Origin of the sequence: Micromonospora cabrerizensis (genome assembly GCF_022230955.1) — a bacterium.
Taxonomy (GTDB): Bacteria; Actinomycetota; Actinomycetes; order Mycobacteriales; family Micromonosporaceae; genus Micromonospora; species Micromonospora cabrerizensis.
The window spans coordinates 104,767-119,183 of the sequence record NZ_JAKKFI010000047.1; the positions used below are offsets into that span (position 1 = coordinate 104,767).

The window sequence follows — 14,417 nt, forward strand, 5'->3', positions numbered from 1 at the left end:
ACAGCCGGGCAGGGTAGATTCTGCGGATGCCGGAGCTCGTGTACCCGCCCGTTATCGCCACCGCCAAGACGATGTTCCGTCTTCTCGACCTGAAGATCACCATCGAGGGCTCCCACCACGTCCCCCGCACCGGCGGGGCGGTGCTGGCCAGCAACCACGTCAGCTACCTCGACTTCATCTTCGCGGGGCTCGGCGCGAACGCGTCCGGGCGGCTGGTCCGGTTCATGGCCAAGCACTCTGTCTTCGCGCACCGGATCGGCGGCCCACTGATGCGCGGGATGAAGCACATCCCGGTGGACCGGCAGGCCGGAGCTGCCTCGTTCCGCGCAGCCGTTGACGCGCTCAAGCGCGGCGAGGTCGTCGGCGTCTTCCCCGAGGCGACGATCAGCCGGTCGTTCACCGTCAAGGAGCTCAAGAGCGGCACGGTCCGGATGGCCCGCTCGGCGAAGGTGCCGGTGCTGCCGGTCGCGCTCTGGGGCACGCAGCGACTCTGGACCAAGGGCCGCCCCCGCACGCTGACCCGCCGGCACACCCCGATCACCATCCTGATCGGTGAGCCGATCAACCCGGCGGACTTCCCGGACCCGAACCTGCTGGCCGAGGAGCTGACCATCCGACTCAGCGCGCTCGTCGACCGGGCACAGCGGGACTACCCGGACACCCCGGCCGGCCCGGACGACACCTGGTGGCAGCCCGCGCACCTGGGCGGCAGCGCGCCCACGCCGGAGGAGGCCGCCGCCCTGGACGCCGCCGCCGAGCAGCACACCCCCAGCGCCTGACGCCGACGTGGCCGGATCGTTCCGCACCGAGGCATGATGGTGTCTGCCGGCGCGGTCCTTCTCCGGTCAGGATCGGAGCATGAGCAGAGCAGCACTCGTCGTGATCGACGTCCAGGAATCCTTCCGTCAGCGCCCGATCTGGGCGTACGGCTCCAACCCCGACCTGGTGCGGCAGGTGGAACGACTGGTCGCCGCAGCCCGCGAGCGCGGCGACTTGGTGGTCTGGGTCCTGCACTCCGAGCCGGGCACGGGCGGGTTGTTCGACCCTGTCGCCGGGCACGTGCGGCTGATCGACGGGCTGGTCCCGGCCGAGGGTGAGCCAACGCTGGTCAAGACCGCGCACAACGCGTTCACCACCACGAACCTCCAGCAGATGCTCACCCAGGCGGGCATCCAGGACGTCACCGTCTGCGGCATCCGCACCGAGCAGTGCGTGGAGACCACCGCCCGGGTGGGCTCCGACCTCGGCTACCGGATGACGTTCGTCACCGACGCCACCCTGACCTTCCCGATCCCGCACCGGGACCTGCCGGCGACCGCCACGGTGGCGGAGATCCTGGCCGACCCTCGCACCCTGACCAACGAGGAGATCGTCACCCGCACCGAGTACGCGCTGGCTGGCCGCTTCGCGACCATCCGCACCGTGGCCGAGGTGACCGGCGCGACCCTCGCCGGCACCCGGAGCTGACGCGATGACCCGGGTCGTCTTCCTGCTGGTCCCGCAGCTGCACCTGCTGGACCTCGCGGGGCCGGCCCAGGTCTTCTCCAGCGCCGCCGACCTCGGTCTCGACTATCGGCTGCACTACGTCGCCGAGCGGGAGCAGGTGACCACCGTTCAGGGCGTACCCCTGGTGGCCGACACCCGGTGGCCCGAGCTGACCCCGGACGACCTGGTCATCGTGCCCGGTTGGCGACCGTCGGCGCACGGGCCGGAGGAGCCGGTGTCGCCCGGCGACCTGCGGCGGCTGGCCGGGCACCATGCCGCCGGTGGCACGGTGGCCAGTGTCTGCGCCGGGGCGTACGCCCTCGGGCGGGCCGGGCTGCTCGACGGCCGACGGTGCACCACCCACCACGAGGTGCAGGACGACCTGGCCCTCCGGCACCCGGCGGCCCAGGTCATCCGCGACGTGCTGTACGTGGTCGACGACCGGGTGGTCACCTCGGCCGGCATCGCCAGTGGCATCGACGTGGCGCTGCACCTGGTGGCCACCCGGCACGGCCCGTCGACCGCCGCGAAGATCGCCCGCACGCTGGTCGTCTACGCCCGTCGCAACGGGCACGAGCAGCAGGCCAGCGCGATGATGCGGCACCGCTCCCACCTGTCCGACTCGGTGCACCGGGTGCAGGATCTGATCGACAGCCGGTACGCCGAGACGCTGCCGCTGGCCGAGCTCGCCGCTGCCGGCGGCCTGGCGGAACGGACGCTGACCCGGCTGTTCCGCGCGGCCACCGGGCTCACCCCGCTCGGCTACCAGCAGGTGCTGCGGGTAGAACGTGCCGAGCACCTGATCGGGCACGGCACCACCGTGGAGGCCGCCGCCCGGACCGTCGGTTTCAGCGATGCCCGGATGCTGCGCCGCCTGCGAGCCCGCGCCACGGGGTCGGCTCCGGCCCTGAGCGGTAGTAGTCGTCCCGGGAGTGGAACTCCACCGGCAGCGAGCCGGGCAGCGTGACCCGGGTGTCCCCGGCGAGCAGGGCGGGGCCGGCCCGCAGCAGCAGCACGTCGCGCTCCTGAGCCGAGAGGTCGACCAGTTGAGGTCGGGTGAGCCGGAACATGGCCACCGCCCGGCGGACCTGTCGGGCCAGCGCCACGATCTCTCCGGCCGGGCCGCCGAGGGCCAACGCGGGCTGTTGGATGGTGCGCAACGCGTCGCAGACGATCAGTAGCTGCGAGGGCGCGTCCTGCTCGGCGACCGGCAGCTCCAACCGGGACGGCCACTGCCAGCGGATCTGCCCGCTCATCAGGCCGTTCAGCCGGGCGGGTGGTCGTGCCCGGGGCGCGGCGTCGGCGACCAGCGACAGGTGGGCACCGCTGCCCACCCAGCAGACCCGCTGGTCGGTGACGGTCACCGCGACCGGCTCGGGCAGCTGCCAACGGCGCCGCGTCTCGCTCGGCCCGAGCAGGTAGCCCGCGACCAGCAGACGGTGGCGGGAGAGGACCCGTTCACCGTGCACCGGACGCAGGTTGTAGCGGCGGTCCAGGGTCGGCCCCACCTCGTCGTCCGGAGCGTCGAACCGGTGCGGACCGATGAAGAAGGGGGACGCGTCGGCGTGCATCGTCACGACCTCCCGATCAGCTGGCTGTGTGGTGAAGCCTGTCTGATCGGTGGGCCGATGTCATGACGCCTGTTAGGGGGTCGGCCGGTCGTGCGCCGCCTGTGACCGGTAGATGCCAATCTCCTCCGGGCGGACGAGGCCGTCCTCGATCGCGCGGGCGAGCAGTGCCGCCTTTGTGGCGGCCGGCCGCCCCGCCCGGGTGTACTTGATCCGCGCACGGTCGACGTACTGCTTCACCGTGTGCTCGCTGATCTGCATCCGGCGTGCCACCGACGCCTTGGACATCGACTGGAACCAGAGCAGCAGCGCTTCGCGTTCCTTGTCGGACAGCATCGGCCGGTCCGGCCGGGGGTCGCCGACCATGGCCCCGGCCAGCGCCGGCGGCACGTACGGGCGGTCGCTCGCGGCGGCCAGCACGGTCGCCACGCAGTGCTCCCGCCCCTCGTGCTTGGCCAGGAACGCCACCGCCCCGGCGTCCAGCGCGGCGAGCATGGTCTGCGGGTCGGTGTGCTCGGAATAGACCACGACCCGCCGCCCGGCGGTGCTCAGCTCGGCCAACTTGTCCAACGCCATCCGCCCGTGCAGCCGCAGGTCGAGCAGGACGACGTCGGCGTCCGGCGCCGCCCGCAGCACCTCGTCCGGGTCGTCGCCGGTGGCCAGCACGGTCAACCGCGGCTCGGTGGCGAGCCAGGCGCGAACCCCCTCGACCACGACGGGATGGTCGTCGACGATCGCCACACCGATCGGCCGTTCGCCGGTCATCGCTGCCACCGGGTCTGCGCCCATCTGATGTTCCCGTCCCGTTCGTAGAGGTGCTGCACCTGCCCATCGTCGTACTCCCCGGGTGGCGGGCCGGTCGCCTCCGGCCCCTCCCGGTCGGGTGTGACCAGGCTGACCACCACCTCGTTCGGGCCGGAGACCACGGTCAGCCGGGCCCAGCCCTCGGCGTCGGCGAGGGTGCCGGTGAGCGGGTCGGCCAGCCGGCGCCGGATCTCCACCGGCAGCGGCGGCGGGGCCCCGATGGTGACCAGGTCGATCGGTAGGCCGTTGCGTTCCGCCAGGTCGGCGGCGGCCCGCAACTCGTGCAGCAGTGGGTCGGGCACGTCGTCGGACTCGGCGATCAGGCGGCGCAGCCGGGCGGCGGCCAGCACGCTGCGGCGCTGCACCTCCGGGTCGTCCGGGTCGGCGTGGCCGGCGGCCAGCTCCCCGAGCACCCGCCCGGCCGCCGAGCTGACCAGGGCGAGCCGGTCGCGGCGGTCGCGGAGGCCACGCTCGGCGGCGTCGCGCTCCGCCGCCATCGTGTGGCCGGCGGCGGAGACGGCGGCGCGTTCCCGAGCCAGCGAGACGATCACCGTGCTGCCCACGAACACCGCCACCGGCAGCGAGAACGTGCCGTAGACGTACATCACGTAGCGGGCCACGTCGACCGGGTCGGGGCCGTGCCAGAGCACGGCGACCAACGCGATGCACGCGTGCGTGGCCAGCAGCGCGATCAGCCCCGCGACCCGCCGACCCCACAGGGCCAGTACGAAGAACCAGCCGAGCGTGCCCCACACCCAGTTGGCGGCGGTGAACAGCTGCCGCTCACCGACCGCGGCGAAGACGGCCGCGTCGACCGCGAGCAGCAGCCCTGCCAACGGCCACGGTGGCAGCGGTGAGTGGCGCAGCAGCCGTACCCCGGCCACCGCGCCGGCCACCGCGACCAGCGCCCAGGCGCCGAGCACCACCGCCGGCGCGGCGAACTCCGTGCGGGCGGCCCACACCGCTGGCAACCCGATCGCGACGTGCCAGGCCAGCGCGATCGCGACGGCGGCGATCCGGGCACCCCGGTCGGACGCCTGCGCGACGGCGGCCGGCGCGGCGAGCCCTTCGGCGGAGACGGGCTCCCGGGGGACCGGCACGCTGGTCGTGTGCGGTGCCTCCGGTGCACCGGCGGTGTGCGCTGGCGCGCCGAGGTCAGCCGACACCGGGCCACTCCAGTCGGATCCGGGTGCCCGTGCCGGGTGCCGAGTGCACGTCGGCCCGCCCGCCGACCGCCGCCATCCGGCCACCGATCGACTCGCGTATCCCGTACCGGTGGGGTGGGACGGTGGTCGGGTCGAAGCCGGGGCCGTCGTCGACGACCTCGACCACGACGCCGATCGCGTCGCGTTTCAGCCGCAGCGTGGCCTGCGCGCCCGGCGCGTGACGGACCACGTTGGACAGCGCCGCGTAGGTGCTCTCACCGATCGCGTCGGCCACTCCCGACGGGACCGCGGACGACGCCAGGTCAAGGTGCACCGGAAGCTCGGGCAGGCGGGCCACCACCAACCGCAACCGCCCGTCGAGCGGCACCGGGCCGTCGCCGGCCACCGGGCCGACGTCGGTGAGCGCGACGAGAGTACGCAGGTCGGCGGCGCACCGGTCGCGGAAGGCAGTCGAGGGCCCGGACACCGCACCCAGCCCGACCATGGTCAACGTGCCGAGCACGGTGTCGTGCAGGTCGCGATTCTGCTGGCGTTCCGCCTCGCGGGCGGTTCGGGCGACCAACGCCTCCCGGGTCAACCGTTGATGCTCGACGAACGCGCTGTCCGCCCGGCCGATCCGTCGACGCATCACCGCCGTCATCATCGCCGTGCAGGCCGTCTGCACCAACAGGGTGGCGGCGTGCGCCCGAGCCTCGGCGGGGTTGCCGGCGGCCTGCGCGCCCGCCACGTACGTGGCGACGACGAGCAGCCCGGCCGGGATGGACCAGCGTGCCGGGGCGGTGGCCTGAGTGTTGATCACCGTGGTGCTGGCCAGCACGGCGATCCAACTGCCCTCGCCGGGCAGCACCCCGGGTGCCACCATGACGGGGATGAGGAGGCAGGCCACCGCGGTGACCGCGACGTCACCGGCGACCAGGCTCGGTGTGATCCCGTGGCGCAGCGCGCGGTGCGCGTACCAGAGCGACCAGCCGGTCAGCGCGGCGACGCCGGGCAGCAACACGGCTGGCTCGACCGGCGGGGTCTGCACCGACAGGGCCACCGACGCACCGACCAACCCGCAGGTCAGCCGCAGCAGCGCCGGCAGTGTGGTGAAGATGAGGCCGAACGCGCCACCGGCCGGACTGTCCAGCGTGGGCGGCGGCACGGGCGGGGTGGCAACGGCCGGCATCGGGAAGTGTCCTTCCGACAACGACCCGGTCCGGGTCCGTGCGGTAGAGATCGACATCGGACAATAGCATGACCGGTGGGCTGTGTTGACCCGGTTGTGCGCGGAGTGTCGCTAATGCGTCACCCTGTGCTGCGGGGTTGGAGCAGGTCCCACCGGTTGCCGTAGAGATCGGCGAAGACCGCGACCGAGCCGTACGCCTCGTGGCGCGGCTCCTCCAGGAAGCGCACCCCGGCGGCCACCATCCGGGCGTGGTCCCGGGCAAAGTCCTCGGTGTACAGGAACAGCCCGACCCGGCCGCCGGTCTGGTCGCCGACCCGAGCCCTCTGCTCGGCGGTGCTCGCCCTGGCCAGCAGCAACGCCGTCTCCCGGGCGCCCGCCGGGCGGACCACCACCCACCGAGAACCGTCGGGCCGGGCGGTGTCCTCCACCAACTCGAAACCGAGGGCGCCGACGTAGAAGTCGATCGCCTCGTCGTACTCCCCGACCACCAGCGCGACAAGTCCCAGATGTGCCATTCGACCATCATGCCGCCGGGTCGGCCGGGCGCAGCCGGCAGCGTCCCCGCCGGTCACTCGCGTCACGCCGCCGCTCGGTCAGGCGAACGCGATCGGGGTGGACCGAATGAACCAGTTGACGTGCCGAGCACCACCGTGCGCGGGGTTCCCGTAGTCGACCGCCGCGTACTGGCGCCCGGTCTCGGGCATCGTGAAGGTCTCCTGAATCTCGACTCCCGTGTTCGAGACGACGCGCACCACATGGAGACCCGGTGGGACCCGCACCGGAAACAGGAACCAGTTGTGCTGATGCTCGACCGCGAAGTGCTGGTCGACGATCCCGGTGCCGTCGATGCTGACCCGCAGAACGACCGAGTCGTCCGCGAACGACTGGTTGCTCACCCAGAGGTGCAGGTCGGCCTGCTGCTCCTCGACGAGACGCACGGCAGCCGTCGCAGGTGGGCTTGCCGGTGCGGGCCGCACAGTCGTGTCCGGCCCGGTGCACCCCACCAGGGCGAGCAACGCGGTCACGCCGAGGACCGTCGCGCGAACTCTGTCCATCCCGCTGTGACGCCACACGGCAGGCGCCGGTTCCCTCTTCCCGTGCCGGAACCGAGCGCCCGCCTCGTCCGTCCCATCAACCGGTGGAGAGGTGGTGAGCCGGATGCGCTCGTTTCGGACGGTACTGGCGTTCGCCCTGTTCGGCATCGCGCTGGGCGGCTGTGGTGACACGGCCGTCGGGCCGGGCGTGGCCGAGGAGCCCGGCCCGGCCCAGATCGTCGAATCGTGGACGTCCTGCGCCACCGAGGCACCACGGGCCGGCGCGGTGCTGTCGGTGCCGAACACACCGACGCCGACACCGACCGTGGCCGAGCCGAAGATCGGCCGCATCGACCCCGCGTTCACCCCGGTCGCCGCCGTGACCTGCGGTCGGGAGATCCGGCCGGGCGCCAACGGAGGCCAGGAGCAGACCGCCACGGAGCGGCGTGCCGAAAAGATCGCACCGCTGCTCGCCGCGCTGCGCCTGCCCGACGAGCAGACCGACGGCGAGATCGCCTGCACCGCCGACATGGTCATCCCTCCCTGGTTGGCCCTGCTCGACGACCGGGGGCGCTGGCTGCGGCCGTACCTGCCCACGAACGCCTGCGGCAGGCCGCGTGCCGAGGTGACCGACGCGCTCGCCGGGCTGCCGTGGACCACGGTGGACACCCGTACCGTCGGGGAGGTCGAATCCCCGGCGGCCGAGGCCGCCGGATGCGCGCAACGGTGGGCGGACATGGTGTGGGTGGAGACCAGCAACGGACGTCCCGGGCCGCCCGCGCCGGCCCCGTCCGCGACCGCCGGGCCGCTGCGCCTCTGCGTCTACGAGGTGCCCGCGTCGCAACAGGGTGGCGGCAAGCCGGCGGGCGATTTCGTGTACGGCGGCCCGCTGCCGGCCGAGCGTCAGGCGGGCCTGCTCCGGGGTCTGGCCAACCGCCGAGCGGTGGCCGACTGCAGGACCCCGGCGTCCCGCTTCGCGGTGCTGCGCCCGCTGGACGGCGGTGCCGGACCCGACCGCTACGTGGAACTCGACGGCTGCCGACGCTTCCTGATCGCACCACCGACGGGTGGGGCGCAGCTCGGCCAGGGCGACGAGGCGCTGGCCGCCCTGTTGGGGCCCCTCTGAGCCGTGTCGGCGCCTGACCGGCCCCCGTCCAGGGATTTCGTCGCGGCCCACTTCCCGGCGGGGGAGTAGGGTGAAAATCCTGTAGCCCGCGCCCCTGGACGGGGTGTGGCGAGCCGGCGTCAAGTGATCGGCGTGGGTCCCAGGTCCGCCCCGTGGGCCTGTGCAGCAGCTCGCCACCGCGTGCTGCCATTCGCGCCCCCTCGGCTCCGCTGCCCAGCGGGGTGCGCCGGCCCCGAGGACCTGGTGCACATGCCCCGCCTACCGTCGGACCCTGCCAGCGCGTTCGCCGAGCTGGGAAGCATCAAGCTCTCCGAGGTCGACCTCGACGAGGTCCTTCAACGGGTCGCCGAGCTCGCGAAACGCGTCCTGCCCGTGCCGGTGGAGGTGTCTGTCACGTTGGTCCGGGGCGGCGTCGGACATACGGCCGCGTTCACCGACGAGGTGGCCCGGGAGATGGACGAGCGGCAGTACGCCGAAGGTCGGGGCCCGTGCCTGGAGGCTGCGGCCAGCGGCGACGTCCTGTCCGTCCCCGATCTCGCCACCGACGGCCGGTGGCCCGAGTGGGCGGACCGCGGGCGGAAGCAGGGCCTGGGCAGTTCGGTGTCGATCGGCCTGCCGATCCAGGACGCTGTCGTCGGGGCGCTCAACGTCTACGCCCAGACACCGGAGGCCTTCGACGAGGAGACCGTGGCGGTGCTGGAGACGTTCGCCGCGTACGCCGCGGTTGCCCTGTCCAACGCCCAGCTCTACGACAGCACCGCGAACCTCGCCCGGCAGATGCGCGAGGCGATGGCCAACCGGGCGGTCATCGAGCAGGCCAAGGGCATCGTCATGGCCGAGCGGCGCTGCGGCCCCGCCGAGGCGTTCGCGATCCTGTCGAAGGTCTCGCAGGACTCCAACCGCAAGGTTCGTGACGTGGCCCAGGCCCTTGTCGACCGGGCCGCCGGTACATCCGGGGCCTGACGGCCATCCGGCCACGGCCGGACGTGTGCGGGGCGAGACTTCGGGTAGGGCCGAGGAAACCCGACGAGAGGATTCCTCGATGCCGAGCACAACGATGCCGATGTTGGAGACGTACCCGAAGTCGATCAACCTGGACCGGGCGAAGCTCGCGGCGACGATCGACGCCCTCAACGACTGCGCCCAGGCGTGCACCGCGTGCGCGGACGCCTGCCTCAGCGAGGACATGGTCGCCGAGTTGACCAAGTGCATCCGGACAGACCTGGACTGCGCGGACATCTGCACCACCACAGCCCGGGTGCTGTCCCGGCACACCGGCTACGACGCGAACCTCAGCCGCAGCCTGCTGGAGGCGTGCGCCACGGCGTGCAAGTCCTGCGGTGACGAGTGTGCCCGGCACGCCGACATGCACGAGCACTGCCGGGTCTGCGCGGACGCCTGCCGGGCCTGCGAGCGGGCCTGTCGGGACCTGCTGGCCACGATGAGCTGACCGCGGCGCGCGGTGCCGGGCAGCCGACGTGCGTCGGCACCGCTCACGCGGACTGGCTACTTCGACAGGGCGCGCTCCAGCTCCGCCTTCGACATCGACGAGCGCCCCTTGATGCCGCGCTGCTTCGCCTCGTTGTAGAGCTGCTCCTTCGTGCGACCCTGGGCGCCGCTGTGGGAGCGCTTACCACCACGGTGCCCGGACGAGACGTCGTTGCGCGACGACCGGCTCGACGTGCGCGCCTCACCCGAGCGGGCCCGTTCCTTGTTCACCGTACGGGCGGCGATCTCCTTGGCCCGGCCGGTGGAGGCGCCCCGCTCCTGCGCGCTCTCCTTGATGTGCTCGTACTGCCGCTCCCTCTTGGAATTCGATCCTGCTGGCATCGGTGCCTCCCGCAGCCGCCGTCGGGTGAGGTCGAGACCCGGCTCGGTCTTCCTGGGCCGGGTCGTACTCACGCTTTTCGGCCACGATGCCCAGTCGCCACATAGGTCAAACGAGTGCGTCGACCCCTTTTGCCCGACCGTCGCTCCGCAGGCAGTTGCCGGGACGGAACAGCGCCGGCCGTCCCGGCCCGCGCGCTGGGCCCGACCCGGCTGCACCTTCGGAACCGCGTCGCGTCGCGTCGTATAGTTGATGCCGCAGCCGACGCCTGTGCGTCGGCCAGTCAGCGTCCAGCAGCGGGCGCCGGGCTCGGTTGGCGAGCCTGTGCGGCGCCCCGTGTTCGCGGTGCGTCATCACCACGCGCGCTGCCGTCGCCTTCCTGCAACCGGTACGCGCCCCGGGCACGAGGACCTTGAAGTCATGGCACAGCAGCCCATTGATCCCAATGCGGCGATCTCCGAACTCGGCCAGATCAAATTCGGCGAGACCGACCTGTCCGGGGTGTTGACCCAGGTCTCCGAGCTGGCACGACGAACGATTCCCGGCGCCGAAGAGGTGTCCGTGACGTTGCTGAAGCAGGAGGGGCCGCACACCGCCGCGTTCAGCGGCGAGTTGGCGCTCCGACTCGACGAACTGCAGTACGAGTATGAGCAGGGTCCGTGTCTGGAGGCGGCCAGAGAGGCCGCCGTCGTGTCCGTTCCGGACATGGCCGAAGAAGCTCGCTGGCCGCAGTGGGCGGCGCGAGCCGTTCAGGGCGGAGCGCTCAGCTCGTTGTCGATCGGGTTCCCGATCCAGGAGACCGTTCTCGGCGCGCTGAACATCTACGGGATCGAACCGGGCGCCTTCGACGACGACGCGGTCACCCTCGCGCAGACGTTCGCCGGCTACGCCGCCGTCGCCCTCGCCAACGCCCACCTGTACGACACCACCGCCACCCTGGCCGCGCAGATGCAGTCGGCCATGCAGAGCCGGGCGGTCATCGAGCAGGCGAAGGGCATCATCATGGGCGAACGCCGGTGCACCCCGGACGAGGCGTTCGCCGTCCTCGCGAAGGTCTCCCAGGACTCCAACCGCAAACTGCGGGACGTCGCTGCCGCGCTGGTGGAGAGGGCCGCACGACCGGCGAACCCCAAGCGTGATCGCGGTGACGCCGGCCACCTGCCGTGAGCGGCTGGCCACGGACTGCTACGCCGGCCGGCGGCGCCGTTTTGGCTTGAAGTTCGGTAAGGGGCGGACGAGTCGACTGGCGGCCGGCGGTTGTTCCTACTACCGTTGAGTTCGGGTCAAGACACGCGCCCATCCTGTTACGGATCTCGACAGGAGGCGTGCTCTTCCATGACTGAGCGTTCCTGGCTTCTCCAGACCCACTTCGACCGTTCCCCGCCGGCAGTCACCCGCGGGCAGGTCACACCAGCGACACTCGCCATCCGTCAGGCGGCCACTGAAGTGGATTCGTCCGAGTTGTCGTTCCACGTGGCACGTTTCACCGAGCCCACCGACCTGTCCGCGACCATCTCCGCCGACCGGATGGTCGTCGCCCCGGTCGGGTACGTCGACATGGACACCGCGCCGCGGCTGGCGACGGCACTGATCAACGCGGTCGACAGCCATCCCGAAGTCTGTTGCGACCTGACCGGCGTCGGCTTCTTCAGCGCCGCAGGTGTGCACGCGCTTCTGCTGGCACATGACCGGGCGGACCAGGTGGGTTCTCGCTTCTCGGTACGAGGTGCCAGCGGAGTCACCCTGCGCGTGTTGCGGATCACCGGGGTGGCGTCGTTGCTCCTCGACCCCCGACGAGGCTGAGAAACGCCAACCCGTGCGACCTGACGGCCTGCCAGCGCGACCTGTCGGGGGTCGGTGGTAGAAGGACGGCAGGCAGGTGTCGCGAGGGGAGTCGGGCGTGGAGGTACGGGACGCGGCCAGGCGGTGGGCGACCGTGTGGGCGCACGGCTGGCCCGCCAAGGACGTCGACGGCATCGCCGGGCTGCAAGCCGAGGCCGGCGACCACTGGGCGTCGATGTTCCGCCCGTACCGGGGGCGGGCGGGGCTCCGCGCGTACCTGCGGGAGTGCTTCGAGGAGGAAACCCGCCCGGCCGAGGTCTGGTTCGGTGACCCGCACGTCGACGGCGAGACGGCGAGCGTCGAATACTGGGCGGTCACCTACCCGAACGACCGGCCGTTCACCGTCTCCGGCTGCACGCTGCTGCGCTTCGACGACGAGGGCCTGGTGACCGAGGCCCGCGACTACTCCCATGCCAGGGAGGGGCGACTCCTGCCACCCGCCAACCTGTTCGGGTGACGTCTCACGGCTGCGGTGAGCGTCACCAGGTGTCCGGGCGGTCCAGGTCGCGGGCCGGCCGGTAGCCGCCGAGGACCAGCAGGCCGTCCGACTCGCGGTAGTCCTTCCCCCAGCCCTTGAGGAACGCCTCGACGACGCATGATTCGACGGCCATCTCCAGGACGTCGCCTCCTTGCCGACGTGCCCGGTACGGGCCCGCCACGAGATCCCCGCTTCGGGCTTCGTGGCCCTCCGGAGCGCGTTGGGCCCGGACGGTCAACCAGCGACCCGCTTCGTCACCGACGACGAGTGAGCCCTCGAAGAAGGAGCCACGCCCCGACCGCCCGAGCGAGACCGAACATTCGAGCAGCCGTCCGCCGGGAGGCAGCGACTCCAGGCGGAACGGCACGACACAGCGGTGCGCCCCGTCGAAACGGACCCGGTTCGCCGTGGCTGTCGCCTCGTCACGGCTGGTCGCGTACGTGTCCAACTGGGCCCAGAGCCCGTCGGCTGGCTGCCAGCGCACGAACCAGAGCTTCTGGTCACCGGACGGATCGAACCAGGCAAAACCTGGGCGGTCACCGACCTGCACGTCGGTCCGAGGCTGCGGCCGTCCAGCCGAGGACAACGTCTGCTGCAACCCGTCCAGTGCCGCCGCGGTGCGCGCCAGCGCGAACCGGGCCTGACCTCCACTCGACCCCCGAAACTCGACGCTCTCGATGCCGCGCCCCGCGCGCCACGTCGCATACTCGGCGCCCTCGACCAGGGCGTCGGCCGAGAAGTGCACCACCGCAGGATCGGCACCGACGTCCTCGGGGCGCGCGATGGCGCCGGGCTGCCCCGACGCCTCCGGCAGCATGAGCGCCGCGGCCGGCAGGACCGGGTCCTCGGAGTTCCGGCCGATCGGCATCACCATCACCACCGCGGTCAGCGCGACACACGCTGCCGCCACGCCTCCGGCGACGAACCCGCGACGACGCCGTCGAAGCCGCCGACCCCGATGACGGGCCTGTTCCACGATCGGTGTCGGATCGATGTCGCCACCCGCGCGCTGCGTGAGCGTCGCGGTGAGCTGCTGGTCGAGGTCGCTGGACATCAGAACCCTCCTGAGCGTGCGGGGGTCGGTGCTTCCTGCCGCTTGCGCAGCGTCGTCAGGGCACGCTTCGCGTGGGTACGAACGGTGCCGGCCGAACACGCCAGGATCTCGGCGATCATCGCGTCGTCCATGTCCTCGTAGTAGCGCAGAACGATCACGGTGCGCTGACGCGTCGGCAACTCGCGGACGAGCCGCCACAGTGCGTCGCGCTCGGCGACAACGGCGGCCTCGTCCGCAGAGCCCGCCCGGTCCGTCACGGCAGCGACCGAGACCTCCCGGCTGCTGCGCCGACGCCACCACGAGTTGTGCGCGTTGACGAGCATCCGACGGACGTAGGCGTCCGGCCGGTCCGTCCGGGAGATACGCCCCCAACGGGCGTACGCCCTCGCGAGGACCTCCTGAACCAGGTCCTCGGCTCGGTGCTCGTCATCGGTCAGCAGCCGGGCGAGCCGGATCAGCGCCGAAGTGCGAGCGAACGCGTACTCCTCGAACGTCACGCCCTATTAACGCCGTAGGTCAACCGGCCCGTAGACACCCGCCGGGGTGTTTCTGTCGGCTGCGCAGAGTCTGCCGACGGCATCCACCGCTGCACGGCCGACGGGACTGCTCACGTGGGTAAAGAAAATCTCTGTGCGAAGAGCTAGATTTTCTGGCGGCTGTCGGCTAACGTTCCTGAGGTCGAAGACGGAGCAAGTAAAGACGCTGACGTGACCGCCCCAGCCGAGGGCGAAGGAGCCGGGCCAGGAAGTTCGTGGCCTGCTCAGCTGGTGACAGTGCGGGTGAGGCCGATGCTCGTTCAGGGCTTCACCCGAGGAAAGCAGGGTTCGTCGCACGTGTCAGGGCCATGAAGTCGCGTGGGGCTCG

Annotated in this window: 18 protein-coding genes; 9 read left to right on the top strand and 9 right to left on the bottom strand. The window is 71.8% G+C overall.

Annotation, left to right across the window (positions count from 1 at the left end; all coding sequences use genetic code 11):
- Positions 1-26 precede the first annotated feature (26 nt).
- The 3 genes from LADH09A_RS07145 (at position 27) to LADH09A_RS07155 (ending at position 2,452) form a co-directional block, all read left to right on the top strand.
- Complete coding sequence (locus LADH09A_RS07145; protein WP_238644078.1) at positions 27-779, top strand: lysophospholipid acyltransferase family protein; 753 nt, start codon at positions 27-29, stop codon at positions 777-779.
- Between the two features lie 79 nt (positions 780-858).
- Positions 859-1,467: an isochorismatase family protein gene (locus tag LADH09A_RS07150; protein ID WP_238644079.1), complete on the top strand. Its 609-nt coding sequence runs from the start codon at positions 859-861 to the stop codon at positions 1,465-1,467.
- A gap of 4 nt (positions 1,468-1,471) precedes the next feature.
- Complete coding sequence (locus LADH09A_RS07155; protein WP_238644080.1) at positions 1,472-2,452, top strand: GlxA family transcriptional regulator; 981 nt, start codon at positions 1,472-1,474, stop codon at positions 2,450-2,452.
- Here the strand turns inward: LADH09A_RS07155 and LADH09A_RS07160 are convergent.
- From LADH09A_RS07160 to LADH09A_RS07185, 6 genes are all read right to left on the bottom strand, one after another.
- The gene (locus LADH09A_RS07160; protein ID WP_238644081.1) at positions 2,334-3,056 is read right to left on the bottom strand and encodes a hypothetical protein; all 723 of its coding nucleotides are present in this window, start codon (positions 3,054-3,056) and stop codon (positions 2,334-2,336) included. The two genes, LADH09A_RS07155 and LADH09A_RS07160, sit on opposite strands and share 119 nt — an antisense overlap.
- 72 nt (positions 3,057-3,128) lie before the next feature.
- The gene (locus tag LADH09A_RS07165) at positions 3,129-3,842 is read right to left on the bottom strand and encodes a response regulator transcription factor (protein WP_238644082.1); all 714 of its coding nucleotides are present in this window, start codon (positions 3,840-3,842) and stop codon (positions 3,129-3,131) included.
- A complete protein-coding gene (locus LADH09A_RS07170) occupies positions 3,815-5,023 on the bottom strand; it encodes a hypothetical protein (RefSeq protein WP_372492237.1) in 1,209 nt (402 codons plus the stop codon). The genes LADH09A_RS07165 and LADH09A_RS07170 overlap by 28 nt, the downstream gene beginning before the upstream one ends.
- On the bottom strand, positions 5,013-6,191 hold the full coding sequence (locus tag LADH09A_RS07175) for a sensor histidine kinase (protein WP_238644083.1): 1,179 nt from the start codon (positions 6,189-6,191) through the stop codon (positions 5,013-5,015). The genes LADH09A_RS07170 and LADH09A_RS07175 overlap by 11 nt, the downstream gene beginning before the upstream one ends.
- Positions 6,192-6,310: 119 nt before the next feature.
- Positions 6,311-6,706, bottom strand: coding sequence for a VOC family protein (locus LADH09A_RS07180; protein WP_238644084.1), 396 nt, complete (start codon positions 6,704-6,706; stop codon positions 6,311-6,313).
- A 78-nt stretch (positions 6,707-6,784) separates the two neighbouring features.
- Positions 6,785-7,246: a hypothetical protein gene (locus LADH09A_RS07185; protein ID WP_238644085.1), complete on the bottom strand. Its 462-nt coding sequence runs from the start codon at positions 7,244-7,246 to the stop codon at positions 6,785-6,787.
- 103 nt (positions 7,247-7,349) lie between these two features.
- On the opposite strand from LADH09A_RS07185, the gene LADH09A_RS07190 reads away from it, so the two are divergent.
- The 3 genes from LADH09A_RS07190 to LADH09A_RS07200 all read left to right on the top strand — a co-directional run bounded on the left by LADH09A_RS07190 (position 7,350) and on the right by LADH09A_RS07200 (position 9,801).
- The gene (locus LADH09A_RS07190; RefSeq protein WP_238644086.1) at positions 7,350-8,351 is read left to right on the top strand and encodes a hypothetical protein; all 1,002 of its coding nucleotides are present in this window, start codon (positions 7,350-7,352) and stop codon (positions 8,349-8,351) included.
- Between the two features lie 249 nt (positions 8,352-8,600).
- A complete protein-coding gene (locus LADH09A_RS07195; protein ID WP_238644087.1) occupies positions 8,601-9,314 on the top strand; it encodes a GAF and ANTAR domain-containing protein in 714 nt (237 codons plus the stop codon).
- 79 nt (positions 9,315-9,393) lie between these two features.
- Positions 9,394-9,801, top strand: a complete 408-nt coding sequence (locus LADH09A_RS07200; RefSeq protein WP_238644088.1) for a four-helix bundle copper-binding protein — start codon at positions 9,394-9,396, stop codon at positions 9,799-9,801.
- A gap of 56 nt (positions 9,802-9,857) precedes the next feature.
- On the opposite strand, the gene LADH09A_RS07205 is transcribed toward LADH09A_RS07200, so the two are convergent.
- The gene (locus LADH09A_RS07205; RefSeq protein ID WP_238644089.1) at positions 9,858-10,181 is read right to left on the bottom strand and encodes a plasmid stabilization protein; all 324 of its coding nucleotides are present in this window, start codon (positions 10,179-10,181) and stop codon (positions 9,858-9,860) included.
- A gap of 418 nt (positions 10,182-10,599) precedes the next feature.
- Here LADH09A_RS07205 and LADH09A_RS07210 point away from each other — a divergent pair, with 418 nt between their 5' ends.
- From LADH09A_RS07210 to LADH09A_RS07220, 3 genes are all read left to right on the top strand, one after another.
- Complete coding sequence (locus LADH09A_RS07210) at positions 10,600-11,346, top strand: GAF and ANTAR domain-containing protein (RefSeq protein WP_238644090.1); 747 nt, start codon at positions 10,600-10,602, stop codon at positions 11,344-11,346.
- Between the two features lie 168 nt (positions 11,347-11,514).
- Positions 11,515-11,982, top strand: coding sequence for an STAS domain-containing protein (locus tag LADH09A_RS07215; protein ID WP_238644091.1), 468 nt, complete (start codon positions 11,515-11,517; stop codon positions 11,980-11,982).
- Between the two features lie 97 nt (positions 11,983-12,079).
- Entirely contained in the window at positions 12,080-12,478 is a 399-nt protein-coding gene (locus LADH09A_RS07220; protein ID WP_238644092.1) for a nuclear transport factor 2 family protein, read from the top strand.
- Between the two features lie 22 nt (positions 12,479-12,500).
- Here the strand turns inward: LADH09A_RS07220 and LADH09A_RS07225 are convergent, their stop codons facing one another.
- Together LADH09A_RS07225 and LADH09A_RS07230 are read right to left on the bottom strand one after the other, a co-directional pair.
- A complete protein-coding gene (locus LADH09A_RS07225; RefSeq protein WP_238644093.1) occupies positions 12,501-13,553 on the bottom strand; it encodes a hypothetical protein in 1,053 nt (350 codons plus the stop codon).
- Positions 13,553-14,050 carry a SigE family RNA polymerase sigma factor gene (locus tag LADH09A_RS07230; RefSeq protein WP_238644094.1) on the bottom strand — a complete coding sequence of 166 codons (498 nt, stop codon included), beginning with the start codon at positions 14,048-14,050 and terminating at the stop codon, positions 13,553-13,555. Before LADH09A_RS07230 ends, LADH09A_RS07225 begins: the two co-directional genes overlap by 1 nt.
- Positions 14,051-14,417: the final 367 nt, after the last annotated feature.